The organism is Parazoarcus communis, assembly GCF_003111645.1.
In the GTDB taxonomy this organism is placed as follows: domain Bacteria; phylum Pseudomonadota; class Gammaproteobacteria; order Burkholderiales; family Rhodocyclaceae; genus Parazoarcus; species Parazoarcus communis_A.
Map to the genome: position 1 here is coordinate 1,557,028 of NZ_CP022187.1, position 26,607 is coordinate 1,583,634.

A 26,607-nucleotide genomic window follows, 5' to 3' on the forward strand; every position below is an offset into this window, starting at 1 on the left:
AATTCCGTACTTCACCGTACGGCAATCCGGCAGGAGCCGCACCAAGCCTGAATGGCGCTTTAACCGCAGCCTCCTTCGGGGCCGTTTCACAGAACTGGATACTGGCGTTGCACGCTGTCGCAAAAATACGACGCGATTCCTGGCACCAATATACAAAAGGTATTAATTTTCAGCTTGACGAATACACCAGATCGGTGATTTCAACGCCCATCCGGAAGCCCTGTCTGGGCCATCGTTCCACGAAACCTGGCCGCATCCACGCCAAGCTTTGCGAGCTTGTCATAGAGTGTCTTGCGCGGCACACCAAGTGCCTCGGCAGCACTTGCAACATCCCCGAGCGTTCTTTCAAGCGCGCTTTCGATCAGGCGCAGTTCGAATGCCGCGACCCGCTGCGGCAAGGTTTCGCCTGACGGCGCGCCTCCCGACCCGGGCCGCCACACACCAAGCACGTAGCGTTCAGCCGCGTGCTGCAGCTCCCGCACATTGCCCGGCCAGTCGCAGCTCATCAGCCAGTCGACCACTGCCGGCAGGACCGGCGGCTGCGGACGACGGTAACGCTCGGCCGCCTGAAGACAGAACGCGTTGAACAGCAGGGGAATGTCTTCGCGCCGCTCGCGCAGGGGCGGCAGGTTGAGCGGAACGACATTCAGACGATAGTAGAGATCGGCCCGAAAGCGGCCGGCCTTGCTTTCCTCGGCCAGATCGACCTTGGTGGCGGCGACGATGCGGCAATCAACGGGAACAAGGCGGTTGGAGCCAAGGCGCTCGACGACCCTCTCCTGCAACACACGCAGGAGCTTTGCCTGCAGCGCCAGCGGCATGCCCTCGATTTCATCGAGAAACAGGGTGCCGCCATTGGCGTGTTCGATCTTTCCCGCGCGGCTGCGTGTGGCGCCGGTAAAGGCCCCCGGCTCCACCCCGAACATTTCGCTCTCGAACACGGTTTCGGGCAGAGCCGCACAATTGATCGCAACGAAATTGCCCTGCCGTCGGCGACCGGACTCGTGCAGGCCGCGGGCAACACGCTCCTTGCCCGTACCGGTTTCACCATGCACCAGCACATCCACATCGGTGTCGGCCAGTTCGGCGACCAACTCGCGCACCCGGCTCATCGCCAGGCCATTTCCAAGCAGGCCGTCAGTACCCGTCGTCTGCGCAAGCTGCCTGCGCAATGCGCGATTCTCCAGCACCAGGCGACGCTTCTCCATCGCACGGCGGACGACATCCAGCAGTTGCTCGGGCGCAAAGGGTTTCTCGATGAAGTCATAGGCGCCGGCTCGCATGGCCTCAACCGCCATCGACACGTCACCATGACCGGTCACAAGGATTACCGGCAGGTCAGGGTCGATGGCCACAACCCGCTGCAGCAGCGCCATGCCATCCATGCCCGGCAGGCGCACATCGGTCACCAGCACTGCGGGCGTCGCAGTCCCCACGCGCGCGACGACCGACTCTGCGCGGGCGTGGCCCTCCACGTCGATGTCGGCCAATGCAAAGGTCTGGCATCCGGCCGCCCGCACCGCATCGTCGTCCTCGACGTACAGCACCTTCAACTCCCCGCTACTCATGCTCTCAACTCCTGATCCCTGCTTTCGTCATCCACATCCGACCCTGTCGGCCAGCTCGCACGGACGACTGCACCTCCCGCCTGACGCTGGTCGAACGTGATCTGTCCGCCCGCAGCCACCACCAGATCGCTGACGATGGCCAGACCCAGCCCCAGCCCCTGGCCAAGCGGTTTGGTGGAAAAGAACGGCTGGGTGATCTTCTCTCTCAAGGCGGGATCGATACCAGGGCCATTGTCCGCGACTTCAAGCACCAGTGCGCTACCACGTTTCCCCACCCAGACCTCGATCTCGGCACCCGATCGACCGACGAGCGCATCCAGCGCATTGCCAATCAGATTCAGCAAGACCTGCTCGAGCGCCTGAGGCTGCAGCGGCAGCGCGATATCCTCCGCGTAGGTTTTCAGATCGACCCCTCCCGCATCAATCCGGTGGGCCAGCCAGCCAACCACGGTGCGCACGGTCTGTGCCGCAGGCGCAGAGCCACGCACCGACTGCTGACGGGAAGCAAAGACCTTGAGCTGGGCCGTGAGCCGTGCCATGCGCTCTACCAGACCGATCATCTGCTTCAGGTTGTCGCCCAGCGGCTCATACCTGCCGCGCTCCAGAAAGGTCAGTCCATTGCCAGCAAATGCTCGCATTGCGGCCAATGGCTGATTCAGTTCATGCGCCACACCGGCCGCCATCTGTCCCAGGGCGGCCAGCCGGTTGGCATCGATCAGTGCGCGCTGCGCCCCACGCAGCTTCTTTTCCGCCGCGGCTCGCTCTCCCACTTCACGCAGCAGTTGCGCATTGGTGGCGGCAAGATCCGCCGTGCGTTCGGCCACCGTGCGCTCCAGCACGGCCTGCGCCGCAAGGCGTTCGCGGATGCGGCGCGCACGCTGTGCCCAGTACATGCCAGCCACGCCAAGCACGCATAGCGCCAAGGCAGCCGCAAGGATTTCCACTCGTGCAGCCTCGGTCGCCGGCGCCGTATCGAGCATGATCATCATGCGCCAGTCTGCCCAGCCCAGGTCCTGCTGCCTGACCACGAAGGCCTTTCCATCAAGACGCAGCCGGTTGGCCTCCCGCCACACCAGGGGCAGCGGCTCAAGGCGCTCGGTAAAGTACTGGCGGGTACTGCTCAGCGCCTGTCGCGATGCTTCGGACAACGGTGCGAGGGTGGAGAACTTCCATTCACTGCGTGAAGACAGCGCCACCACGCCATGGCGGTCCACGACCATGATCGACTCACCGCTCTCTGCCCAGGTACGTTCAAGTAGCGTGAGCTCGACCTTGACCGCAAGCACACCAACGACGCTCGTGCCATCAAGCACCGGATGCGCAATGAAGAAGCCTGGAATGCGCGTGGTCGCCCCGACGGCGAAAAACGCACCGGAGTCGCCCCTCAGTGCATCCTTGAAGTAGGGTCGGAAAGCGTAGTTCTCTCCGACGAAGCTCTCCGGAAGCTGCCAGTTGCTGGCCGCCAGCGTGCGACCGGATGGGTCGATCAGATACAACACCCCGGCCCCCGTTCGCTCGTTTACCTGCTCCAGCAGGCGGTTGGCGAGATCGACCCGGCGTGGATCGTTCGCATGCGCCAGAAGCTCGCGCAAGCCAGGATGCTGTGCGAGCACCACGGGCAGACTTTCATAACGCTGCAGTTCGGAGTCCAGGCTGGCCGACAGCAGCGCCAGACGCTGTCCGGCGCTGCTTTCGAGCTCGTCCATGCCCGACTGCAGCCGCCACTGATACCCGAACCACAGCAGCGGCAGGATGGCCAGGATCAGCGCCCCGCCACGAACCCGGGGCGTCCACCACGATGATGAGATGCGAAGGAACATTGATCAGGGCCTGCCGGCCGGCCACGCATCACAGGCACGAAGCTCGGTCACCCCGCCGTCGGAGGGCAGCACTGCCGACATCGGCACACAGGCAGTGCCTTCGGCACACCACTGGTAATCAGCGGTAAAGCCGGAGCGGGTCAGGCGCAAGCGCTCGTGAGTAGTGCGGGGATGCCATTCCCATACCCCGTCATGCAACACCGCCTCCGGCGCCGGTTCCATTCCAGCGCCGTAACCACGCACCCGGACCGATTCGAGCACCAGCACGGTGTTTTCCACCCGCCAGTCCTCTTCCCACAGGATTTTCTCGATCGAGTGCGTCCACCCGAGGGTAAAGCTGTTGGCCGCGAGCGTTACCGCGGCCACCGCCGTTGCGAGGCAGACACCCATCAGACCGTCAGCGGCGAGAGCCTGCGCGCCCGCCACAGGTGCCAGCCGAATACCAACGAGGCCAGCGCGAAGCCCAGCTCATCGGTGATCGGCAAGGCGACCACCAGCAGCGATGCCGCCACGAAGGCGAGCACGCGCTCGATCAGGTTCATCGGCGTACGGAAGAAACCCACCACAGCAACTCCCCACAGGGTCACGGCCAGCAAAGCCTTGAAGAATACATAGATTGTGGCATCGAAGCCCTTGTCACCCTGCAGCATCAGCTCAGGCGCGAACACGGCCATATACGGCACGACGAAACCGGCCACCGCAATCTGCACGGCCCGCACACCGATCTTGAGCCCCGACTCCTTGGCAATCGGCGCAGCCGCAAATGCAGCCAGCGCCACCGGCGGCGTCAGGTCGGCAAGAATGCCGAAATAGAACACGAACATGTGCGATACCACCAGCGGCACACCAAGCTCCAGCAGGGCCGGCGCCGCAATCGAGCTGGTGATGATGTAGTTGGGAATGGTCGGAATCCCCATGCCCAGCACCAGGCAGGTCAGCATCGTCAGCACCAGCGACAGCAGCAGGCTGTGCGCACCAAGCTGAATGATATACCCGGCAAAGGCGGTCGCCGCACCGGTCAGCGTCAGCGAGCCGATGATCACACCCACCAGCGCGCACGCCACACCGACCGGCAGCGCATGCATGGCGCCATCGGCGAGCGACTGCACCGCCACCTTCAGCGTGGTGCGTCCATCCTTGTAACCGGCCAGCAGGACGGCGAGCACCGCGATCACGCCCATGACCGCAACGATGCCGACCGAGGCAAAAGCCGAGCAGGCGAGGCCGAGGACGATCCAGAACACCAGCCGCAGGGAGAGGCCATTGAGGCGACCGGAATACGAGGCACCGAAGATCAGCACCACGGTGAGCGCCAGGCCGACCATGCCCGAGAACAGCGGCGTAAAACCGGCGAACAGCAGATAGACGAGGGAAATCAGCGGCGCCAGCAGGTACCAGCGCTTGCGAATCGCCACCCAGGGATCGGGGCAATCTTCCTTGGCCAGACCTTTCAGGCCGGCGCGGCCGGCTTCCAGATGCACCATCCAGAACACGGTGAAGAAGTAGAGCACGGCAGGAATCGAGGCTGCCTTGCAGATCTCGATGTAGGGCACGTTGATGGTCTCGGCCATGATGAAGGCCACGGCGCCCATCACCGGCGGCATGAGCTGCCCGCCCATCGAACTGGTGGCCTCGACCGCGCCGGCAAAGTCGGCGCGATAGCCGAACTTCTTCATCAGCGGGATGGTGAACTGGCCGGTGGTCACCACGTTGGCCACGCCCGACCCGTTGATTGTGCCCATCAGACCGGACGACACCACCGACACCTTGGCCGGACCGCCCTTGGTATGGCCGACGGTGCCGAGGGCAAAGTCGTTGAACAGGTGAATCATGCCTGCCTGCTCGAGGAAGGCGCCGAACAGGATGAACAGGAAGATGTAGCTCGACGACACATAGGTCGGGGTGCCGAAGATGCCCTCGGTCCCGAAGGCCAGCTGGCCAACGACCTGATCGAGACCGTAGCCGCGATGTGCGAACACACCCGGGAGGTACTCGCCGAACAGTGCGTAGGACAGAAAACCGAGGCAGATCAGCGGCAGGGCGAAGCCCATGATGCGCCGCGCCGCTTCGAACACCAGTACCAGCGTGACAACACCGACGAACATGTCGGCATCCGTGAGTTCGCCTGCGCGCTGGACCAGCTCAGCCTCGTACACCCAGTGATAGGCGCCCAGTGCCAGCGCACTGAAACCGACCAGCTTCGTCAGTATGTTCGTGCCCGCTGCACTGCCTCCACGCAAGGGATAAATCAGGAAGGTGAGCAGCAACAGAAAGCCGACGTGCATGGATCGCACTACCGAGCTCGAGACTGGGCTGAAGGCTGCGGTTATGATCTGGAAGACGGAAAACAGGATGGCGACGTAGAAGACAACGCGCAGCATCCCATGGCCGGCTTCAGCGGCCGGCGAGGAGGCAGTTTGAGTCATGGAAACTCCGGACTGGATGTCGCTGGGCGACGGGGCAGACGGGTGCAGGCACCCTGCTCCACTCCACGGTCTTCCGCGGAGTGGAGCAGGGCGCGAACGGATGATGCAGGCTTACTTGATCACGCCCTTTTCGCGGTAGTACTTCTCGGCACCGGGGTGCAGGGGAATCGGCAGCCCCTTTACCGCATTCTCGAGCTTGATCTGGCGTGCGGCGGCATGCGACGTGCCGAGGCGCTCGAGGTTTTCGAAGATGCCGCGGGTCATCTCGTAGGCCACTTCCGTGGACACCTTCTCGTGGGTCACCAGCAGGTTGTTGATTGCAGCCGTCGGCACGTCGACCGACTGCCCGTCATAGGTGCTGGCGGGGATGACCGCAGCCCCATAGGCTGCATCGCCCACCTTGGCCACGACGTCGGCCGGGATCGCCACGAAGTTCACCTTCACCGCCGTCGACAGGTCGCGCAGCGCAGCCACGCCGAGGCCGGACGATTGCAGGGTGACGTCGATCTGGCGGTTCTTCATCAGTTCGACCGATTCACCGAAGGGCAGGTATTCAACCTTGGAGAAATCGCTGTAGCTCAGACCGGCGGCCTTGAGGATGGCGCGGGCATTGATCTCCGTGCCCGAGCGCGGCGCACCGACCGAGATGCGCTTGCCCTTGAGGTCGGCAAGGGTCTTGATGTTCGCATCGCTGAGCGCGACGATCTGGATGTAGTTCGGGTACACCGAAGCGACCGCACGCAAGCGGTCGAGCGGCTTGCTGAAGCCGGCATCGGCATCGCCCTTCCACGCATCGGACACCGAGTCGGCCAGTGCAAAGCCGATCTCACCGCGCCCGCTCTGCAGCAGGTTGAGGTTCTCGGCCGAAGCCTTGGTCGATTGCACCTGAACCTTGGCGTCAGGAATCTTCTCGCCATAGATCTGCGACAGCGTCACGCCCAGCGGGTAGTACACGCCGCTGGTGCCGCCGGTCAGCACGTTGACAAAGGTCGCCGCCGAGGCGGTCTGGGTGGCTACCGTAATCAGCGCGCCAAGCAGGCAGTTGCGCACAATGCTCTTCATCGATCGTCTCCTTCAATAGACTTTTTGAATTCGCCCATAAATCCTGAGCTCTCAATACATCGCAATCGTCGTGCCAGAAAGCATCGACAGGAAGACGCTCGTAAGCAGCTGTTTTTATTTGCTTATTCATTCTTCGCCTGCACCCGCCGAGGCGCAGATTCCGAACTTCCCGAATGCAGCCACCAAAGCCGTCCGGACTTTCGGACAAACCGGGGGCGCGCTGCGATACCGTGTGCCGTTCAGCCGCTACCTGACGGCCGAACAATCTGGTAGAAATCGGCGCGCTCAACAAGACCCGCCACGCATGGCGGAACAACAGCGATACCGGAGGCATGAAACATGGAGACAATCGACTGTGTGGTCATCGGCGCAGGCGTGGTGGGCCTGGCATGTGCCCGCGCGCTGGCGCAGGCGGGACGTGAAGTGATCATCCTCGAACGCGAGACCACCTTCGGCAGCGGCATCAGCGCGCGCAACAGCGAGGTGATCCATGCCGGCCTGTATTACGCCCCGGGTTCGCTCAAGGCACACCTGTGCGTAAGCGGTCGCGACATGCTCTATCGCTACTGCGCCGAGCGCGGCATCGGCCACCAGCGCTGCGGCAAACTGCTGGTCGCTCCTCAGCCACAACAGACCGATGCCCTGAAGAACATCCACGCACGTGCGCAAACGAATGGGGTGCACGATCTGCGCTGGCTCAACAGCAGCGAAATCCGTGACATGGAGCCCGAGCTCGACGCGCACGCTGCGCTGCTGTCGCCCTCGACCGGTATCGTTGACAGCCACGGCCTGATGCTTGGACTGCTGGGGGATGCCGAGCATCACGGCGCCATGCTCGCACTTGCCAGTCCGGTGCGTGGCGGGCGGGTAGACGGCGACGGCATCGTGCTGCAGATCGTCGATGACAGCGGCACCGAAACCGAGCTGCGCGCCGGGTGCGTGATCAATGCCGCAGGGCTCGACGCCATCGACATCGCGCACCATATCGAGGGCGTGCCGACTGCAGCGCTGCCGCAGGCGCACTTCGCCCGCGGCGTGTACTTCACCTACCGTGGCCGCGCGCCCTTCTCCCGCCTCATCTATCCGATTCCGGAAGCCGGCGGACTGGGCGTGCACCTCACCCTCGATCTTGGCGGACAGGCAAAGTTCGGCCCCGATGTGGAATGGATCGACGCCCCCGACTACAGCGTCGACCCGGCACGCGCCGAGCGCTTCTACACCGCGATCCGCAAATGGTGGCCTGCACTGGAAGATGGCCGCCTCGACCCTGGGTACGCCGGCGTGCGCCCCAAGATTGTCGGCCCCGGCGAGCCCGACGCCGATTTCCGCTTCGACGGACCGGCACAGCACGGCATTCCAGGGCTCATCCAGCTGTTCGGGATCGAATCACCCGGGCTGACCGCGTCAATGGCAATCGGGGAGCATGTCGCCCAGCTCGCCCGGCGCGCCTGAGGAAGCGATCGGGGCCTTACCCGCCCAGCAGCTTGCGCAGGTGATTGGGCAGCGCAAACTGGGCGCGATGCACCTCGCCGTTGTAGTGCTGCAGTTGCCCGATACCGCGCTCGGCGATGCGCCGATCGACCTCGTCAGCGTCCAGCGCAAGCGGGTCGAGCGTTGCCGATGCGGTGGCGAGGCCCCACAGGCTGCCGTACAGCGGAATGTAGAGAAAATACGGCCTGACCACGGCAAACACGTGACGCAAGCGAGCGACCAGGTCGCGCACGCGCTCGGGCTGGAAAACCGGCGCACCGATATGCAGGCTGAGCGCACCGCCCGGAGTCAGCATGGCCGCGCAAGCGCGCAGGAAGTCCTCAGCGTACAGCGCTTCGGCCGGGCCGACCGGGTCGGTCAGGTCGAGCACGATGAGATCGTAGGTATCGCCTGCAGCGGGGCCATCCTCCATCACGTAGCGCAGCCCGTCGCCAATGCGGATCTCGAGACGGGGGTCGTCGAGGGCGCCGTTATGCACCGACTGCAGATGGTGGCGGGCGATGTCGATGACCTTCTCGTCGAGTTCGGCCAGCACTACGCGTTCCATGGTCGGGTGCTTGAACAGCTCGTCAGCCGAACCGCCGTCACCACCGCCGATGATCAGCGCGCTGCGTGGCGCCGGATGGGTGATTGCCGGCACATGGATGATGTTCTCGTGGTAGTAGAACTCATCCCGCTCCGAGGTCATGAAGCAGCCATCGAGCCGGAACAGGCGGCCGAACTGGGGTGAATCCCAGACTTCGTAAGCCTGGAACTCGGAATGACCTTGCTCGATCAGCTCCCCGCCGCGGTAGAAGTACCCGGAATCGTCGTTAAGCTGCTCAAAGATCAGGCCTTCGGCTTCGGGCAGTTTCGCACCGCTCATCGATCAGACCTCGGCGGGCAGGCGACCGCGCACCACCTGGTGCTCGACACGGTCTTCGGGGCCCATTGCGGCGATCACACGCTCGAACACGCGACGTGCACGGTCGCTGTTGTCGCGCGAGTAATTGCACACATACACGTCGAGGGTGACATCGCCGCTCTCGGGCCAAGTATGGATTGCCAGATGCGATTCGGCCAGCACGACGGTACCGGTCACGCCTGCGGCCTCTCCGGTATTCTCATCGCGAAACTGGTAGAAATATGCGCCAAGCGGCGTGAGCCCCGCTTCGCGACATTCCGCGACGCACAGGGACTCTAGATTGGCGCACTCGCACATGAGCTTGCCGGCGTCAGCGCACCGATACAGATCGGCAATCAGATGAAGACCATTCATTTACGGGTTCGATATTCCAGGTTGAGTCAAGCTGGCAATTCTAGCATGTCGTGCTTCGTTAATATTCGTGCAAATATTACGTATTGCAGCGCCTGTCATGCCCCGTTTCCCTGCATCTGCAGCCAGCTTGCGCTGGAAAAGGTGAACGACTCCCGGTCGCGCCGCCACACCACGGCATCCGGATACACCATCAGCCACCACGTCTGCGTACCCGGATACGGCGCAGCGCGCGCAAAGCCCTCCGGCTCCAGCAGGGCAACACACCACGACGGACGCGGATCGCGAACCGACTTGTAGAGAATCGCGCCAACGCCTGCGTCGCGCACGTGCCGCGACAACGCCTGGGTTGCAGCGTAATCGGTGGGGTGCTGCCACAGCGCCGCATCGCGACTGAACGGCGCCGCACGCAGATCGACGGCAGAGGTGGCGATGGCAGCGCGAAAGGCCGTGTGGGCGACCGGCTCCATGCGCTCGAGATCGACCGCATCCATCAGAAAACGCCAGCGCCAGTACCCGAGTTCGGCACAGGCCGTACGGACGGTTCCGGCACCGTAGAACACGCCCGGATCGATTGCGGCACGAAAACGCGAACCACCGCGCCGCGTCGGATAACGAAACGGCGCAGCCAGCAGATAGTCCAGCCGTCCTGCAGCGCCGGGCAACGCCGGCTTGCTGTCATCGAGCAGACGCTCCAGTACGTCCTGCTCGTCCCGGCTGTCGACGATCTTCATCGTGGACGCGACGTGCTGTGCCTCCACGATGCGCCAGGCCGCGCCGCGCCAGGCGCGCGCCTCAGACGAGACCGCGAGAGGCGTCCAAGTACTGGACGACACGGACCAGCCCCTCCGTACTGCGAATGAGATCGACCGGACGGCCGTTGAGTGCGCGGTTCTCGCTGTTGAGCCATGCGCGGGCACTGGATTCGTTGCCGACAATGGAGTCGAGCGCACGGAAAGCGCGCACGAACAGCAGCGCAAACTCCCACTCCTTGCGCCCCTGATCGAGCACATAGTCGCCGCTGTAGAGTCGCGTCACCGTTGCCGGGCTGACGCCGAGCACCCGCGCCAGCAGCGCGCGCGAAACATTGAGCTGTTCGGCGGCACGTGCGACCGCCTTGCTCAGCACCGATGCGGCTTCAGGCCGGACTGCAAGCCCGGGGGAAATGACTGCCATAGGGCACCTCCTTTCTGCAGAAATTCTAGCACATCAATATTTCTACAGAAACCACGCCTTCACTCAGACCCGCTTCATTTCCTCAGTCAGCGCGGCGATGCTCACAGCCTCGTCGCGCGCGAACGCGACAAGCTCCGGATAAAAACGCAGAAAGCCCGCCTCCATTTCTGCCCATCGTGCATCACTCAGGGTGTCGAGGCTGGCACCGAGTTCGAGCGGCCGGCGCAGACGACTGCCAATGCCGTTGAGCGCGCGGCGCAGGCCATGCTCGCTGCGATAGGTCGACAGCCAGTCCTGCTCAGCCATGCGCCGCAAGGGCAAGGGCAGGCCATCGGGCAGCACCTCCGGATGACGCGCTTCGCTCGCCAGCAAGGCAGCATAGTTCTCGCGCAAGAAGGCATCCAGGGGTTGCGTATTGAATCCGTCCCAGTGCAGCGTGAGCCAGTGATCGTAGAGCATGTCCACCAGCACCCCGCCAAAGCGTCGCCAGGGCGGCTCGAAGCAGCGCACCGCAGCACGGTGTTCATGATGCGCATCGGTAAATGCGTCGACCCGCCGGTGCAGGCGGATGCCGATCGCCAGCGCAGGTGCAAGATCTGCCGGCAGCGGCCCTTTCACGAAATCGCCCAGCAGGTTGCCTGCAGGCGAGGTGCGGCTGACCTGAGCAAGCTGCAGATGCGCGAGAAAGTTCATCCGCAGCTCATGCTGATATCGGGGGCGAGCCCTTCTGTTGCGACGCGCTTGCGCGCCAGCTGGCGATCATGCCAGCGCGCCAGTAACAGCACACTCACCAGCGCACCCAGAAAAGCCATGAACATGTCGGACTGCGTATCCCACGGATCGCCCTGGGTGCCGAGAAACTCGTCCGCCCCCTGCCCCATGAGCAGGGCTGCGCCCCACTCCACCAGTTCGTACCAGGCGCTGACCGCCATCGCAACGCAAACCGACAGGAAGCCGGCCAGCCACCTGCCGCTGACGCGCCCTCCCTGCAACAGGATTTCCCGCGCCAGCAGCGCTGGCACCACCCCCTGAGCGAAGTGCCCGATCTTGTCGTAAGGGTTGCGACCGGTCGCCAGCACGTCCTGCAGCCAGAAGCCGAACGGAACCCGCGCATAGGTGTAGGCCCCGCCGACGATCAGGATCACCGCATGCACGAAGATCAGCCCGTACAGCAGATCGGTGAGCGGATGCCGCCGGTGGGTCAGGAACAGCGTCGGCAGTGCGATCAGCACTGGCGCAACCTCCATCAGCCAGGTGGCACGGTCATACGGCTCGATGCCGGACACCACCAGCAACACACAGCAAACTCCTGCCGCAGCAAGCAGCACGGTCTCTCGGGATCGCACCCGGTGGTTCTTCGCGTTCATCGTTTGCCTCACAGCGGACATCTGGTCGTCATGCCAGACGAGAAGCGAATTCTACAAGGCTCGCGTGGGGCCGGACTCACCGCATCCAGAACTTTGCCTCTTCGCTTACCGTCACGGTCGGATCTTGCGCATCCACCACCGAGAAGCGGAACGGGTGAGAACCCACGCGCAGCGCACCGGGTTCGACCCTGACTTGCGCCGTTGCCGACGCCGAGGCCGCCGCCGGCACGACGACCTGCAGCGGTGCGGAGAGGTGAATGCCGTCGATGCCCGTGACGCTGACATCGAAGGTCCGAGCCTGCTCGCTGGCGTTGATCAGGCTCAGCTGGAAGGCATTCTCGATCGAACCGTCAGCGGCTTCCGTTGCGAGCACGGCGCGGTCGCGTTCGATATCGAGCTTGAGCGGAACGCGCGTGGCGAGCGACCAAACCGTCACCGCCAGCAGGGAGAAAAACACGGCAGAGTAGATCAGCACGCGCGGACGCAGGCTGCGGCGAATGATCGTATTCGTCGACGAGCGGTTCTTGAGCGCATTTTCGGTTGAGTAGCGAATCAGCCCGCGCGGGTAGTTCATCTTGTCCATCACCTGATCACAGGCGTCGATGCAGGCTGCGCAGCCGATGCATTCCAGCTGCAGTCCGTCGCGAATATCGATGCCGGTCGGACACACCTGTACGCAGATGCTGCAATCGATGCAGTCGCCGAGCCCCTCCTCGGCCGGTACCGCCTTCTTCGACCGCCCGCCACGGGCCTCGCCCCGCCTTTCGTCATAGGCCACGATCAGTGTATCGGGGTCGAACATCACGAACTGGAACTGCGCGTAGGGGCAGATGTACTTGCACATCTGCTCGCGCATGAAGCCGGCGTTGCCGTAGGTCGCTGCACCATAGAACAGCACCCAGAATGTCTCCCAGCCACTCAGCGAGAAACTCAGTGTCGCATCAGCCAGTTCGCGGATCGGCGTGAAATAGCCGACGAAGGTAAACCCGGTCCACAGTGAAAGCACCAGCCAGGCGCTGTGCTTGGCCGTTTTCAGGCCGACCTTGCGTGCAGACCACGGCGCGGCATCAAGCTTGATGCGCCTGGGTCGATCGCCCTCGATCCGCTGCTCTATCCACAGGAAGATCTCGGTATAGACGGTTTGCGGACAGGTGTAGCCGCACCACAGTCGCCCGGCCACCGTGGTAAAGAGAAACAGCGCCAGGGCGGACAGCACCAGCAGAATCGCGAGATAGATGATGTCCTGCGGCCACAGCACGAAGTCGAAGACGAAGAAACGGCGGGCATCGAGATCGAACAGCACCGCCTGACGCCCGTTCCATGGCAACCAGCACAATCCGTAGAATACGATCTGTGTAAGCCATGCAAACATCCAGCGCCAGCGCTGAAAGAGGCCGCTGACCGTGCGCGGATACACCTTGGGATCGGACGCAAAGAGCGGCTGTATCGGGATGACACGCTGGGGGCTGTTCGGCTCGGACATTGGGGCGACCACGGGGTTGGAGAACACCGGTCATGACCGCCGGCTTAAGGTTTATTTTCGATGCATGTTAAGGTTAGCAGCGTCCTGACTCATAATCAATACTTCGGATACACCTTATAAAATCATGCGCCTCAGTGCCTTCTCCGACTACTCGCTGCGTGTCCTGATGCATCTGGGCACGCATACCGACCGACTCGCCACGATCGGCGAAATCGCCAAGCTGTACGACATCTCGGAGAACCATTTGACCAAGGTCGTGCATCAACTCGGTCGTGCCGGTTACATCGACACCTTGCGCGGCAAGGGTGGCGGCATCCGCCTGGCCCGCGCCCCGCGGCAGATCCCGCTCGGCGAAGTGCTGCGCCACACCGAGACCGACTTTGCGCTGGTGGAGTGCTTCGGCGAGGCTTCGCGCTGCCACATCGAACCCGACTGCCAGCTCAAGCCCATCCTGAACGAGGCGCTCGTGGCAATGTTCCGGGTGCTCGATGGCTACACCCTGGCCGACATCCTGACACCGGGCATTGAACGCCCCGCGGTGATCAAGGTCATCAGACACTCCATCGCAGAAGACAAGGCCTGAGCAGCGACTGCGCCCGGCTCACGCCGTTACCGCAAGCCGCCCCCGGTACAGTTCGGCAATCAGATCGCGTGGGGTGACGATGCCGCTCAGCCGGCCTTCGTGATCCACGATGGGTATATGGCTGTGCCCCGCGCCGCCCAGCAATGCAATCACATCGATCAATGGCGTGAGCTCTTCCGCCGTCTGTACCGGCGTACTCATGACCTGACCGACAACCTCGGCCTTGTCGCTGTGCGTGCGTCCGCTGCGGCGGACAAAGCGCCGCAGGCGCTCGTCGAATCCGCGATAGCCTCCAGGACCGGCCCGTCTCATCAGGTCGGCGCGGGTCATCATGCCCACAACCCGCCGCGCCCTGTCCACCACCGGCAAGGCCTTGATCTGGTGTCGCTGCATCACCTCCCAGGCCTCTTCAAGCAGGGTTCCATACTCGACCGAGATCACGGCTCGCGTCATCACGTCAGCACAGCTCACACTGCCGAAGCGGCGCCGGTAAGCATGTGCTTCTGCGCGCAGAAACAGGTCCCGCAGGTCTTCGCGGCTGACGTCGAGCACCTGGTTGTACTCGTCGAGTACCGCATCCAGATCCTCCGTAGCCAGCCCCCCGAGCGATGAGGGTGCAGCGCCCGCCGGTTCGGCGCCAGCGATCACGGCCTTTCGTTGCGGGTACTCACGCCCGGTCGCGCGGTTGTAGAGCACCGCCAGCGTGAGCAGGCAGACGGAATTGATCAGTACGGGATAGATCACGAAGCCGAAGCCGAGGCCCTCGATCGCGGGGCCACCGACCACTGCGGTCAGCGCCACCGCGCCGGCTGGCGGATGAATGCAGCGCAGCACGAACATCAGACCGATTGCAGCGGAGACCGCGACCGCAGCGGCCATCATCGGCTCCGGAATCCCACGCGCGCACGCGACGCCGATCACCGCCGCCAGCAGGTTGCCGCCGAGCATTGCCCACGGCTGTGCCAGCGGACTCGCCGGTACGGCGAACAGCAGCACGGCGGAGGCGCCCATCGGCGCGATGATCCAGGGCAATGCAGCCGCATCGACAAACAGGCGTCCGAGCAAGGCGGTTGTGAACAGCCCGAGCAAGGCACCGAACGCTGCACGCAGACGCTCCTGCCCGTTGACGTGCTGCTGGTTTGGCAGAAATCCGTGGCGTGCCGCCCAGACGCGACGCGGCACCCCCGTCATGGGGCGCAGACGCCCGGCCATGTTCGCCCGGGCGACGCACTGTGCCGTTGATTCAGGGCAATACAAACGTACATGGAGACCGGCTTCCTCGTATCGACTCGAATCCGAAAGCACCCACCGCGCACGTTCTCGCGCAGATGGACGATGGGCAGCGATTGGAACCGAGGACGGGCAAAGACGGAATGACGGTGGTCAAGCGTCAGCGCACCCGCATCGACACCGACGGGGCGCATGCCGGTATTGCACCGGCACATCACAATCAGTCGCAGCGATCAGCCCTTGCCGGACGGACCCTCGGCGCCAAGGCCAAACGCCGTGCGGACCTTGCCGACAAGCCTGAGCGCAGCCAGGGTCAGGGCGCCCGCGATGATGCCGACCACCACGTCGAGCACAAGCGGTGTTGCCACACCCAGCACACCGCCGATGCCGGCCACCGCGCCGGCCACCTCTGCAGCGTTTTCGATACCATGGTGCAGCAGCGGAACACCATGGGTCAGGATGCCGCCTCCCACCATGAACATGGCCGCCGTTCCGATGACCGCAAGCGCCTTCATCAGGCGGGGCGCCGCCAGCAGCAGCCCGCGTCCGACAAGTTGCCAGACAGCGCTCGTCTTCTCCAGCAGGTGCTGACCGACATCGTCCATCTTCACGATGCCCGCCACCAGGCCGTACACCGCAACCGTGATCAGCACCGCAATAGCCGACAAGACCGTAAGCTGGGTCACGAAGGGCTGACCGGTCACGGTACCCAGTGCGATCACGATGATCTCGGCCGAGAGCACAAAGTCGGTGCGGATCGCCCCCTTGATCTTGTCCGCTTCAAACTCGGCCAGATCAACACTTTCATCCGCCACCGCCGCCAGTTGCTTGGCATGGTGAGCAGCATCCTCGGCCGGATCGTGCAGAAACTTGTGCGCCAGCTTCTCGACACCTTCGTAGCACAGGAACAGCCCCCCCAGTATCAGAAGCGGCGTCACCAGCCAGGGGATGAAGGCGCTGATCGCCAGTGCCGCCGGCACCAGAATCACCTTGTTCAGCATTGACCCCTTCGCAACCGCCCACACCACCGGCAGTTCGCGCTCGGCTCGCACGCCCGAAACCTGCTCGGCATTGAGCGCAAGGTCGTCGCCGAGCACACCAGCCGTTTTCTTGGCAGCGACCTTGGTCATTACCGCGACATCGTCAAGGACGGTCGCAATGTCATCCAACAGGGCAAGCAGACTGGCTCCGGCCATCAGGGCATCCGTTCTCGGCAAGCGCGCGGCCGGTCAGGTCGCGCAGAATTGAAAGGTGTCACTATAAGACCTTAAGCAGGCAAATCCACGACTGCCGGGCTCAAGCCCGGTCCGGCATTCGATCCGACCCTCACAAAGGCGTCCGGCACGGCACTCAAAAGTCCCGTAGCCGTGGGCTTTCGACCCGGGCGGCAGGCCTTCATTTTGCCTTGACTATCAGGCACCTCGCCACCCTCCTAATCCAAATGGAATTCCTGCCACAAGTCCTCTATGCTTCCCAATACAAGGCGGGACAAGAGGAGACAGACAATGGACAGGAACGGACGAGTGGCAACGTGGCTCGAACTCGCGGTTGCGCCCGAATGGCGACGCAAGTCGATGCATGTGTGTGTGCACCCGGTTGGTGCGGGAGACGAGCAGTGCTTTGCGATCTCCATGGACGGTCGTCGCCTGTGCGCGAGCAACGGTCAGCTGACCACATTTCGCGGACGCCTGGCAGTAGAGCGATTTCTGCATATGGTGCAGATTGAAACCTTCGATCTTTCCGAACCCGATCCGGGGATGAACTCATTCCCGCGTGGCTATTTCTGCCTGTGCCTGAACCGGCAGAACTGCCTGAGCCCCTGCGCTGAGCAGGTCGATCACAGCGAACCAACCTGCTCCCCGACCTGCAGTCTCGGCCAGGTCGAATGGCATCCGCACACCCCAGCCTCCGACAGGGGGCTGAGACGGAGCGCGCAGCGCAACTGAAGCCCTGAGGCGCACCGCGAACGATCGCGGTGCGCCCGATTCACAGCCGCTCTGACGGCGTCACCGAAAACGGCGCGTCGAGAAACTCCTCGGGCGTCGGCAGCGGCGTCGTGGGCAGCACCATGTCCTGCGGACGCAGCTGCTCGGTGAAGCCTTCGAGCGAACCCATCGAGTGGCTGTCACGACGCGCAACCGGCTCGCTGATCATGTAGGCAATCACCAGCTGCGTCAGCGCCACCAGCGCATCACGGTGGGTGCGCTCCTGCCCGTGCGAGGCATCCGCACCGAAGCCGATCAGCGCGGTTCGAATGTCGTTTCCGGCTTCGACAGCCGCCGCCGAGTCGGAGCGGTAGTAGCGGAAAATATCGCGCCGATGGGCGATGTCGTTTTCCTTCGCCAGGCTGATCAGCTTGTGCGTCAGGTGATAGTCGAAGGGTCCGGACATGTCCTGCATGCAGATCGTCGCCGCATGCTCCGAGGTATTCTGTCCCGGCGCCGCGATGGAGATGTCGAGGCTGAGCATTTCGGCAATCTCGCCGTGCAAGGCGGCCGACGCCCCCGACCCGACCTCTTCGGTGATGGTAAGCAGCGGATGCACATCGACCGGCAGCTGCAGCTTGTGATCACGCACCGCCTTGCATGCGGTGAGCAGTGCGGCCACCGCGGCCTTGTCATCGAGGTAGCGCGAGTTGATATAGCCGCTGGCCAGGATTTCGGGCTCGGGGTCGAAAGCGATCCAATCGCCGACATTGATACCGGCCTGCTCAAGACCCGCCTTGTCGGCGACGGGCAGATCGACCCTGACCTCGACGAACTCCCAGCCGACAGGCTGGGTATCGACCTCGCCACCGAAGGCGTGCCCCGATGTCTTGAGCGGGAGGCAGGTTCCCCGCACATGACCGCTGTCGGTAAAGATCGTCAGCCGCGAGCCTTCGGCGAAGCGCGAGGACCAGTGCCCGATCGGCACGATCTCGAGCCGACCATTGGACTTGAGACTGCGCACCATGCCGCCAAGGGTGTCGAGGTGGGCAACGATGGCGCGTGCAGGCTGTGCTTCGCGTCCGCGCAAGGTGCCGCGAATCGCGCCACGGCGCGTCAGTTCGTAGGAAATCTCGAGCGCTTCCAGGCGCCCCGCCGCATAGCGCACCACGGCATCCGTAAGCCCGACCGGACTGGGGATGGCCAGCAGTTGCAGCATGGTTTCCTCGAGGTACTCGTAATCGATCGGCGGTATTTTCTGCGTCATGTATGAAGTTCTCCTGTGAGCTGCCGACTGCGCGGAAACAGCAGGTCGACAAAGCGCTCCGCGGTGGGCTGAGGCTCATGGTTTGCGAGCCCGGGGCGTTCGTTGGCCTCGATGATGACGTAATCCGGGCCATCGACCGCCGGCACCAGAAAGTCGAGCCCGGTCACTGGAATATCGAGCACGCGGGCAGCCTTTTCGGCGGCTTCGCGCAAGGCCGGGTGCAAGTCCGCAGTCACATCGTGAATGGTGCCACCGGTGTGCAGATTGGCAGTGTTGCGCACCCGCAGACGGGTTTCGGCGGGCAGCACGGAGGACAGCGTCCAGCCTTGCGAACGAATGCAGCGCTCGGCTTCGTCATCGAGGGGAATCTTCGACTCGCCCCCTGTGGCCGCGGCGCGACGCCGACTCTGCTTCTCGACCAGGGTCTGCACCGAACTCTCACCATCGCCGACCACCACTGGCGGGCGCCTCACTGCAGCGGCCACCACGCGAAAATCGATGACGACGATGCGCAGATCCTCGCCGCTGCAGAACTGCTCGACGATGACGCGATCGCAGAAACCATGCGCACGCTCCACCGCAGCCGTGACTTCATCCGCGGCCGTGAGATTGACGCTGATACCCTTGCCCTGCTCACCCTCGACCGGCTTCACCACGACTGCGCCATACCTGGCCAGAAATGCGGCGCGCGCGGCGGGATCATCGGCACCGATCTGGGCCGGTACGCTGACCCCTTCTGCCGCCAGCAGTTTCAGCGTCACGCGCTTGTCCTGGCACCGGCTCATTGCGATGGCCGAGGTCAGCTCGGAGAGCGACTCGCGACAGACGATGCTGCGCCCGCCCAGTGTCAGGCGGAAGTACCCGCCCTCGGCATCCAGAATCTCGGCGTGAATGCCGCGCCGTATGGCCTCGTCGACAATCAGCCGCGCATACGGGTTGAGCCCCTCGAGGCCCTCAGACGGGCCGGTAAACAGCGCCTCGTTGATCGCATTGCGCCGCTTCACTGCAAACGCCGGAATCCGCTGAAAGCCGAGCTTTTCATACAGACTGATCGCCTGCACGTTGTCGTGCAACACCGAAACGTCCATCCATGCCCGGCCACGTGCGAGGTAGTGCTCGGCGAGATAGCGCACCAGCGCCTCACCCACGCCGGGATAGGTCGCCTGCGGTGCCACAGCCAGCGCCCACAGACTGGAACCGGCCTGGGGGTCGGCAAAGGCTTCGACATGATCCATGCCCATTGCCACGCCGATCACCTCGCCGGTGCAGCGATCTTCGGCCAGCGCATAGGTGATCACCCGGCTCGCGCGCTCACGCCACACCCGTTGCGGATCGACCGGCACCATGCGTCGCATCCGGTACAGGGCATTGATCGCGGCCACATCGGCGCGGGTGCGCAAACGCCGCACATTGAATCCGCGACGCGTCGCGCGTTGAGCGCGATAGGCGCTCAATTGCAGGCGGAAGGCATCGGACGGGTCGAGAAAGAGCTGTTGCGGCGCGGAGCCCACGACCACCTGCGGCTTTTCGACATAGAAGGCAATATCACGCTGGCCCGCACGCTCAAGCAACAACTGGCTGGCGAGCGCGGCCGGATCGCGCCAGGTCTGTGCCGGCAGCCAGCGCCCCCAGCCACACTCCACGATGACATCCTCCGGCATCGCCACGGCTTCGGGCTGACCGGCGGGCAGATGCAGCGCCTGATTTCCGGCGCGTCTCACGCGCGCAAGCTGTTTGCGGATCATCACCCGCTCCTCAGGAAACATGCGTCTGAAGCCACCACTCGAGCAGGCCGAGCTGCCAGAGCTTGGAGCCGCGCAAGGGCGTGATGTGCGCCATCGGATCGGCCAGCAACGTGTCGACGTAGTCCTTGCGGAACAGCCCGCGCTCCCGCGCCGAGCGGCTGCTCAACGAATCCCGGACCCGCTCCAGCACCGGCCCCTGAAGATACTTGAGCGCCGGCACCGGGAAGTAGCCCTTGGGACGGTCGATGACCGCCGACGGAATGACCTTGCGCGCCGCCTCCTTGAGCACACCCTTGCCCCCATGGGACAGCTTGTGACGCGAGGGAATACGGGCAGCGAGTTCGACCAGCTCGTGGTCAAGGAAGGGTACGCGCGCCTCGAGCCCGAACGCCATCGTCATGTTGTCAACCCGTTTCACCGGATCGTCCACCAGCATGATCGTGGTATCCAGGCGCAAGGCCTTGTCCACCGGATCGTGCGCTCCGGGCCCGTTGAAGCTGGCGGCAACGAAGGCGCCGCTGCAGTCCACACCCTGATAGGCCGGACTCACGACACGGCTGTACTCTTCAAAATCCCGGTCGCGGAAGGCCGCAAGATAATCTGCCACCGGATCATTGCTGTTGGCGACCTTCGGATACCAGTGATAGCCACCGAACACTTCGTCCGCGCCCTGCCCGCTCTGCACCACCTTGCTGTGGCGCGACACCGCTTCGGAGAGCAGATAGAAGCCGATGCAGTCGTGGCTGACCATGGGCTCGTTCATCGCATCGACCGCCTCGGGCAGGCGGGTGAGCAATTCGGACTCGGGCACGAAGATGCGCTCATGAATCGTGCCGAACTCACGCGCGACGATGTCCGCATACTCGAACTCGTTGCCCTTCTCGCCGCCCACATCCTCGAAACCGACGTTGTAGGTGCGCAGATCCTTCACCCCGGCCTCGGACATCAGGCCCACGATCAGGCTTGAATCAACCCCGCCGGAGAGCAGGGCGCCGACCGGCACATCCGCCACCAGCCTCCGCTTGACCGCGCCTCGCAGACTGTCGAGCAGAATCTCGGTCCATTCTTCGAAGCTGCGGTTCTCGTCGGCTGCATCCTGCGGATACACCAGCGACCAGAAGCTGCGTTCGGTGCGTCGCCCATCCGCTTCGATGCTCATCAGCGTGCCGGGCGGCAGTTTGCGCACCCCCGACAGCAGCGTGTAAGGCGCCGGAACCACCGCATGAAAAGACAGATAGAAGTTGAGCGCGGCCGGATCGATGCTCGTGTCCACCCCACCCGCCTTGAGCAAGGCCGGCAGGCTGGATGCAAAGCGCAGTCCGCCCGGCAGTTCAGCGTAATACAGCGGCTTGATGCCAAGCCGGTCGCGGCCAAGCAGCACCTTGCCGCTGTCGCGCTCCCAGAGCGCAAACGCAAACATGCCATTGAGGCGCTGCACGAAGTCCGGCCCCCAGGCGTGATAGGCCTTCAGCAGGACCTCCGTGTCGCCGTGCGAGAAAAACTGATAACCCTTGCCTTCAAGTTCACGCCGCAGTTCGGGGTGATTGTAGATCGCACCGTTGAACACGATGCCAAGGCCGAGTTGAGGATCCACCATCGGCTGCTGCGCAGATTCGGAGAGGTCCATGATCTTGAGTCGCCGGTGGCCCCAAGCCTGTGCGCCCTGCGCAAACACGCCGCCGTTGTCCGGACCACGCCGCTGCTGATGTTCGTTCATCCGCGAAATGGCGCTCAGATCGGGCGTCTGCCCATCGAATCTCACCTCACCTGCAATTCCACACATATGGCATTCCTGTTTGATGACAATCTATACATTCTAACAAATATATTTTGTCTGAATTTGTGCATCGCCATCCGCCCCCCCATCTGTCATAGCACTTCCCTGCCCGTCCTGCCCGGAACAACAGCCAATCAACTCGCCGGACATGCACGGAAGTCGGGTAAAATCCCGCCCTCTCTTGCTGCGCATGAATGCCGCCCAAGCGCTGGCACACGCAAGGCGGAACGACGCAGGCCCACCCTATTCCGGAGTACACCGATGAGCCTCCTGGCACAACTGAAAAAGGATTCATTGCTTGCACGCAAAGCGGCAGACAGCGTTCGCGCCACGCTGCTGAGCACCCTGATCGGCGAGGCCGAGATGGTGGGCAAGAACGCCGGCAACCGTGAAAGCAGTGACGACGAAGTGCAGCAGACCATCCGCAAGTTCCTCAAGAACAATCAGGAAGCGCTTGCAGTGATCAAGGATGAAGCTCGGCTTGCCATTCTGCGCACCGAGTCCGACATCCTTGCGAGCTATCTCCCGGCCATGGCGTCGGAAGCCGAAGTGAAGGCCTTCATTGCGGAAACCGTCGCGGGTCTCGCCGATCGCAGCCCGAAGTCGATGGGTACCGTGATGGGTGCGCTGAAGGCAAAGTACGGAACCAACTTCGATGCCAAGCAGGCCAACGCCTGGGTGCGTGAGGCCCTGGCCGGCTGATTTGCCGCGGCAGGCGCCCGTTATTGGGGGGCGCTGCCTGTCGTACAGGCCTCGATCCGATGGGCAGGCCTTGCCCTCAGCACGGGCGCGGGACCAGGGGTTTTCGGCGTCGAGCGCCCCTTGGCTCGCAGGCGGAGCAGGAATCACCGCCCTGGACAACCGGGTTCGGGAGTGCCGCCGAGCAGCACCGACGCAGCCGGCATCGATGCCCGCAATCAGTCATTCGCACATGTCAGCCCTGCAACTCAAACTACCGCCTCCTGTCGTCGCTGCGCTTGTCGCCCTGGCAATGTGGCACCTTGCCTACCTGCCTCCCGAGGCGCAGTCCACACCCTTGCAACTGGCGATAGGCGGCCCGATTGCCCTCGCTGGGGGCCTCATCAGCGCAAGCGGCATACTGACCTTCTGGCTTGCGCGCACGACGATCAACCCGATGCATCCGGAGAGGACGTCATCCCTCGTCACCACGGGTGTTTTCCGGCTGAGCCGCAATCCGATGTATCTCGGGCTCGTGATCACACTCGCAGGCTGGGCGGTTCATCTGCCCCTGTCCGCAGCCGTCCTCGGCCCGCCGGTCTTTGCGCTCTACATCCACCATTTTCAGATCCTGCCCGAGGAACGAATCCTCGCCTCGGTTTTTGGCGTGGAGTACGAAAACTACAAGACCAAGGCCCGGCGCTGGCTCTGATCTTCCTGCTGCCGGTAGTCGAAGCGGTCAGGGCTTTCATCTCGCACACGCCCACAGTGCAGCAAGAACCATCAAACCACCACCCAGCCAGCCCGCAACACTGAGGCTTTCCCCAAGCCAGAACACCGCAAAGAGCGCACCAAACACCGGTTCGCTGCTGGTCAGCAAGGCCACCCGGCTCGGCGAGCTGTGCCTGAGGGCCCAGTTCTGGACGTAGAAGGCAAACAGGGTGCAGCCAAGAACCAGATAGGCGGTGGATTGCCAGAATGCGGCTTCCGCGGGCAGCGCGGGCAAACCATCGAATGCAAGAACGGCCAGCCCCAGGCTGCCAAAACCAACGACTGCAGCCTGAACCGCCGTCAGCACCAGCGCTGGCGCAGTGCTGCCGCGAGTCAGCCTGCTCGTCTGGCAGACGGTGATCGCACGCAACAGCGCGGCTGCAAGCATCAGGCAGTCCCCGAATCCGAGCGTGCCCGACAGTCCGCCGCTGAGCAGCAGTGCGCCCGCCAGGGACACACCGGCAAACAGGAACATGGCCCGCGGCGGGCGGACTCGCTCCATCGACCACTCGACAAATGGCGTGAATACCACGCACAGGCTGATCAGGAACGCAGCGTTGCTGGCCTGTGTGTTCGCCACCCCGAAGGTTTCACACAGAAAGATCGCCAGCATCAGCGCACCGAGCGGCAGCCCGGTACGAATCGCATCGCGCTGCTGCCGGGCCGACGCACGCAGCACGGACGGCAGCAGCAGGGCAAAGGTCAGAATGAAGCGCACCGCAAGAAAGCCCAGTACGGGATAGAAGACCAGGGCGCTCTTGGCGACGCCGTAACTGCTCCCCCAGACAATCGCCACGAGAATCATGGCGACATCGGACGCACGGAGCAGACCTTGGGGCACGGAGCCAACACGTATCGACATGGCAGGAACAACGCAGATGAACTGGAAGCGCAAATTGTCAATTAAGGCACTCAAAGCGATAATCCTGCGATCTAGAACAACACCTGTTCCTCATGCGCATCAATCATCCCCCTGAATGCTTGTCTGACATGGCAGCCTTCGCCTGCGTGGTCGACTGCGGCAGCTTCTCGGCTGCTGCGCGGCGCATGGGGCTCACCCCGTCGGCAGTCAGTCGTCAGGTGGCGCGACTGGAAGCCGTGCTGCAAGTGCGACTGCTTGAGCGAACGACGCGCAAGCTGCGCCTGACCGACGCCGGGACTGCCGCATATGCCCGCTGTCAGGACATGGTGTCGGCCGCGCGCGAAGTCCTGGCGCTGAGCGATACCCACACGGCCGAGCCTCGCGGCCTGGTGCGCGTGAGCATGGCCAAGGCGCTGGGGCGTCTGGTCATCCATCCCCTGATGCCCGAGTTCCTGCGCCGCTATCCGGAGGTGGACGTGCAGATGGTGGTGACCGACCGCACCGTGGACCTGTTTGAAGAGGCCATCGACCTCGCCATCCGCGTCACCGATGCGCCGCCGCCGGGCCTCGCGGGACGGCCCTTGATGCACATCCGCCACATCGTCTGCGCCACCCCGCAGTATCTGGCAGACGCAGGCACGCCCTCCCACCCGCATGACCTGGCGCAGCATCGTTGCCTGTATCTCGGGGAGGATGAACGCGACCGCCACTGGCGCTTTGATCGCGCAGGAGACAGCGCCCGCGTCAAGGTGAGTGGCCGCTATGTTGCCAATCACAGCGAGATCAGGCTTGAAGGCGCACTGCAGCACCTTGGTATCGCCAGCCTGCCCGAATTCACTGCGCGGGCAGCGCTGCAGCGCGGAACACTGATCGAAGTGCTCCCGGGCTGGGAGCACAGGACCGAATACGCCGGCACGGCGTGGTTGCTCTATCCCTCAAACCGCTTTTTGCCGGCAAAGCTGCGAGTCTGGATCGATTATCTGGTGGAAAAACTGGCCACTGACACCAAGGCGCCGGGAATGCCGCGCTGATCAGCGCTGCCAACAAATCACATTGACTCCTGCGTGTTCCTCGGCCGTAATACATGCACAGGAACAGACAGCTGAAACCACGCTGACGCAGACGACGTCGGACGTGTGCTGACTCAAACCCCGACCCGAGGCAAGCCATGAGCAACCCGACCCGGCAGGTGGAGCACGACTGCACCGCAGCGCAAGGCTGCGGCGCGATTGAACACATCATCCAGCCCCGCGACAAGGATCTGGGCGGATTCTCGGTGCGGCGGACGCTACCCACCGCACAGCGCAAGATGGTGGGCCCGTGGATCTTCTTCGATCACATGGGGCCGGCGGAATTTCCGGCCGGTAAGGGCATCAATGTCAGGCCGCACCCGCACGTCAACATCGCCACCGTCACCTATCTGTTCGAAGGCGAGATCCTGCACCGTGACTCGCTCGGCAGCCTGCAGGCCATACGCCCCGGCGACATCAACCTGATGGTGGCAGGCAGCGGCATCGTGCATTCCGAGCGCGAACGTCCGGAACTGACCGCCGTGCCGCATCGCCTGCACGGCCTTCAACTCTGGCTCGCGCTGCCGGAAAAGGACGAAGAAATCGACGCCGCCTTCCATCACTACCCCGCAGCGGCGATCCCTTCGGTCACGGTCGAGGGCGTCCCAGTGCGCGTCATGATGGGCTCGGCCTTCGGAGTCAGCTCCCCGGTGAAGGTCTTTGCCGAAACCCTGTACCTGGAAGCCCATCTGCACGCGGGTCAGTCGCTTGCGCTGCCTGCGGCTGAAGAGCGTGCGGTGTATGTGGCCCAGGGCAGTCTGAAGGCCCAGGGCACCGACATACCCGAGCATTCGATGGCAGTGTTCGCCAATGTCGCAGGTGTCGTCCTGGAGGCGACCCGTGAATCGCGCATCGCGATCATTGGTGGTGAGCACCTTGGCACGCGCTTCATCGACTGGAACTTCGTCTCCAGCCGCAAGGCGCGTATCGAGCAGGCGCGGCAGGACTGGAAGGCTGGCCGGTTTCCCAAGGTGCCTGGTGACGAGACGGAGTTCATCCCCTTGCCCGAGTGATCCCCTGGTCGGCCCGGGTGCGCACCGGGCAAATCGAG

Annotated in this window: 25 protein-coding genes; 7 read left to right on the forward strand and 18 right to left on the reverse strand. The window is 63.6% G+C overall.

Going from position 1 to position 26,607, the window contains the following annotated elements; all coding sequences use genetic code 11:
* Positions 1 to 200: 200 nt before the first annotated feature.
* The 5 genes from CEW83_RS07090 to CEW83_RS07110 form a co-directional block, all read right to left on the reverse strand.
* Positions 201 to 1,568, reverse strand: coding sequence for a sigma-54-dependent transcriptional regulator (locus CEW83_RS07090; RefSeq protein ID WP_108948726.1), 1,368 nt, complete (start codon positions 1,566 to 1,568; stop codon positions 201 to 203).
* Positions 1,565 to 3,388 (reverse strand): sensor histidine kinase, encoded by a 1,824-nt coding sequence (locus CEW83_RS07095; RefSeq protein WP_108948727.1) that lies wholly within the window; start codon positions 3,386 to 3,388, stop codon positions 1,565 to 1,567. Before CEW83_RS07095 ends, CEW83_RS07090 begins: the two co-directional genes overlap by 4 nt.
* 3 nt (positions 3,389 to 3,391) lie before the next feature.
* Positions 3,392 to 3,778: a DUF1850 domain-containing protein gene (locus CEW83_RS07100; RefSeq protein ID WP_108951249.1), complete on the reverse strand. Its 387-nt coding sequence runs from the start codon at positions 3,776 to 3,778 to the stop codon at positions 3,392 to 3,394.
* Positions 3,778 to 5,814 (reverse strand): TRAP transporter permease, encoded by a 2,037-nt coding sequence (locus CEW83_RS07105; RefSeq protein WP_108948728.1) that lies wholly within the window; start codon positions 5,812 to 5,814, stop codon positions 3,778 to 3,780. The genes CEW83_RS07100 and CEW83_RS07105 overlap by 1 nt, the downstream gene beginning before the upstream one ends.
* Before the next feature lie 111 nt (positions 5,815 to 5,925).
* Positions 5,926 to 6,876 (reverse strand): TAXI family TRAP transporter solute-binding subunit, encoded by a 951-nt coding sequence (locus CEW83_RS07110; protein WP_108948729.1) that lies wholly within the window; start codon positions 6,874 to 6,876, stop codon positions 5,926 to 5,928.
* Positions 6,877 to 7,215: 339 nt separating this feature from the next.
* On the opposite strand from CEW83_RS07110, the gene CEW83_RS07115 reads away from it, so the two are divergent.
* Entirely contained in the window at positions 7,216 to 8,328 is a 1,113-nt protein-coding gene (locus tag CEW83_RS07115) for an NAD(P)/FAD-dependent oxidoreductase (protein ID WP_108948730.1), read from the forward strand.
* Positions 8,329 to 8,344: 16 nt separating this feature from the next.
* Here the strand turns inward: CEW83_RS07115 and speE are convergent, their stop codons facing one another.
* The 7 genes from speE to ccoG all read right to left on the reverse strand — a co-directional run bounded on the left by speE (position 8,345) and on the right by ccoG (position 13,648).
* Positions 8,345 to 9,232, reverse strand: coding sequence for a polyamine aminopropyltransferase (gene speE, locus CEW83_RS07120; RefSeq protein WP_199915223.1), 888 nt, complete (start codon positions 9,230 to 9,232; stop codon positions 8,345 to 8,347).
* A gap of 3 nt (positions 9,233 to 9,235) precedes the next feature.
* Positions 9,236 to 9,625 (reverse strand): S-adenosylmethionine decarboxylase family protein, encoded by a 390-nt coding sequence (locus CEW83_RS21195; protein WP_199915224.1) that lies wholly within the window; start codon positions 9,623 to 9,625, stop codon positions 9,236 to 9,238.
* A gap of 95 nt (positions 9,626 to 9,720) precedes the next feature.
* Positions 9,721 to 10,458, reverse strand: a complete 738-nt coding sequence (locus tag CEW83_RS07125; protein ID WP_199915225.1) for an RES family NAD+ phosphorylase — start codon at positions 10,456 to 10,458, stop codon at positions 9,721 to 9,723.
* Positions 10,418 to 10,798, reverse strand: coding sequence for an antitoxin Xre/MbcA/ParS toxin-binding domain-containing protein (locus tag CEW83_RS07130; protein WP_108948731.1), 381 nt, complete (start codon positions 10,796 to 10,798; stop codon positions 10,418 to 10,420). The genes CEW83_RS07125 and CEW83_RS07130 overlap by 41 nt, the downstream gene beginning before the upstream one ends.
* 63 nt (positions 10,799 to 10,861) lie before the next feature.
* Complete coding sequence (locus CEW83_RS07135) at positions 10,862 to 11,491, reverse strand: ACP phosphodiesterase (protein ID WP_108948732.1); 630 nt, start codon at positions 11,489 to 11,491, stop codon at positions 10,862 to 10,864.
* Positions 11,488 to 12,165, reverse strand: coding sequence for a DUF2238 domain-containing protein (locus CEW83_RS07140; protein WP_108951251.1), 678 nt, complete (start codon positions 12,163 to 12,165; stop codon positions 11,488 to 11,490). The genes CEW83_RS07135 and CEW83_RS07140 overlap by 4 nt, the downstream gene beginning before the upstream one ends.
* Positions 12,166 to 12,241: 76 nt before the next feature.
* Positions 12,242 to 13,648, reverse strand: a complete 1,407-nt coding sequence (gene ccoG / locus CEW83_RS07145) for a cytochrome c oxidase accessory protein CcoG (RefSeq protein WP_108948733.1) — start codon at positions 13,646 to 13,648, stop codon at positions 12,242 to 12,244.
* Positions 13,649 to 13,772: 124 nt separating this feature from the next.
* Between ccoG and CEW83_RS07150 the strand changes: the two genes are divergently transcribed.
* Positions 13,773 to 14,231, forward strand: coding sequence for an RrF2 family transcriptional regulator (locus CEW83_RS07150; protein ID WP_108948734.1), 459 nt, complete (start codon positions 13,773 to 13,775; stop codon positions 14,229 to 14,231).
* 18 nt (positions 14,232 to 14,249) lie between these two features.
* Here CEW83_RS07150 and CEW83_RS07155 read toward each other — a convergent pair whose 3' ends face one another.
* Positions 14,250 to 15,443: an HPP family protein gene (locus CEW83_RS07155; RefSeq protein WP_199915226.1), complete on the reverse strand. Its 1,194-nt coding sequence runs from the start codon at positions 15,441 to 15,443 to the stop codon at positions 14,250 to 14,252.
* Positions 15,444 to 15,694: 251 nt separating this feature from the next.
* Positions 15,695 to 16,657 carry a DUF808 domain-containing protein gene (locus CEW83_RS07160; protein WP_108948735.1) on the reverse strand — a complete coding sequence of 321 codons (963 nt, stop codon included), beginning with the start codon at positions 16,655 to 16,657 and terminating at the stop codon, positions 15,695 to 15,697.
* Positions 16,658 to 16,966: 309 nt separating this feature from the next.
* On the opposite strand from CEW83_RS07160, the gene CEW83_RS07165 reads away from it, so the two are divergent.
* Positions 16,967 to 17,407, forward strand: coding sequence for a hypothetical protein (locus CEW83_RS07165; protein WP_199915227.1), 441 nt, complete (start codon positions 16,967 to 16,969; stop codon positions 17,405 to 17,407).
* A gap of 40 nt (positions 17,408 to 17,447) precedes the next feature.
* Here the strand turns inward: CEW83_RS07165 and CEW83_RS07170 are convergent, their stop codons facing one another.
* Genes CEW83_RS07170 through CEW83_RS07180 form a run of 3 tightly spaced genes read right to left on the reverse strand, consistent with a single transcriptional unit; the run spans position 17,448 to position 22,181 of the window.
* Entirely contained in the window at positions 17,448 to 18,653 is a 1,206-nt protein-coding gene (locus tag CEW83_RS07170) for an osmoprotectant NAGGN system M42 family peptidase (RefSeq protein WP_108948736.1), read from the reverse strand.
* Complete coding sequence (gene ngg, locus CEW83_RS07175) at positions 18,650 to 20,398, reverse strand: N-acetylglutaminylglutamine synthetase (RefSeq protein WP_108951253.1); 1,749 nt, start codon at positions 20,396 to 20,398, stop codon at positions 18,650 to 18,652. The genes CEW83_RS07170 and ngg overlap by 4 nt, the downstream gene beginning before the upstream one ends.
* A gap of 10 nt (positions 20,399 to 20,408) precedes the next feature.
* The gene (locus CEW83_RS07180) at positions 20,409 to 22,181 is read right to left on the reverse strand and encodes an N-acetylglutaminylglutamine amidotransferase (protein WP_108948737.1); all 1,773 of its coding nucleotides are present in this window, start codon (positions 22,179 to 22,181) and stop codon (positions 20,409 to 20,411) included.
* A gap of 255 nt (positions 22,182 to 22,436) precedes the next feature.
* Between CEW83_RS07180 and CEW83_RS07185 the strand changes: the two genes are divergently transcribed.
* Both CEW83_RS07185 and CEW83_RS21000 read left to right on the forward strand, forming a co-directional pair.
* Positions 22,437 to 22,877 carry a GatB/YqeY domain-containing protein gene (locus CEW83_RS07185; RefSeq protein ID WP_108948738.1) on the forward strand — a complete coding sequence of 147 codons (441 nt, stop codon included), beginning with the start codon at positions 22,437 to 22,439 and terminating at the stop codon, positions 22,875 to 22,877.
* 229 nt (positions 22,878 to 23,106) lie between these two features.
* Positions 23,107 to 23,565, forward strand: coding sequence for a methyltransferase family protein (locus CEW83_RS21000; protein ID WP_159099405.1), 459 nt, complete (start codon positions 23,107 to 23,109; stop codon positions 23,563 to 23,565).
* A gap of 36 nt (positions 23,566 to 23,601) precedes the next feature.
* Here CEW83_RS21000 and CEW83_RS07195 read toward each other — a convergent pair whose 3' ends face one another.
* On the reverse strand, positions 23,602 to 24,486 hold the full coding sequence (locus CEW83_RS07195; protein WP_108951254.1) for a DMT family transporter: 885 nt from the start codon (positions 24,484 to 24,486) through the stop codon (positions 23,602 to 23,604).
* 128 nt (positions 24,487 to 24,614) lie between these two features.
* Here CEW83_RS07195 and CEW83_RS07200 point away from each other — a divergent pair, with 128 nt between their 5' ends.
* Both CEW83_RS07200 and CEW83_RS07205 read left to right on the forward strand, forming a co-directional pair.
* The gene (locus CEW83_RS07200) at positions 24,615 to 25,517 is read left to right on the forward strand and encodes a LysR family transcriptional regulator (RefSeq protein ID WP_199915228.1); all 903 of its coding nucleotides are present in this window, start codon (positions 24,615 to 24,617) and stop codon (positions 25,515 to 25,517) included.
* A gap of 137 nt (positions 25,518 to 25,654) precedes the next feature.
* Positions 25,655 to 26,569 (forward strand): pirin family protein, encoded by a 915-nt coding sequence (locus tag CEW83_RS07205; protein ID WP_108948741.1) that lies wholly within the window; start codon positions 25,655 to 25,657, stop codon positions 26,567 to 26,569.
* The last annotated feature ends 38 nt before the right edge of the window (positions 26,570 to 26,607 follow it).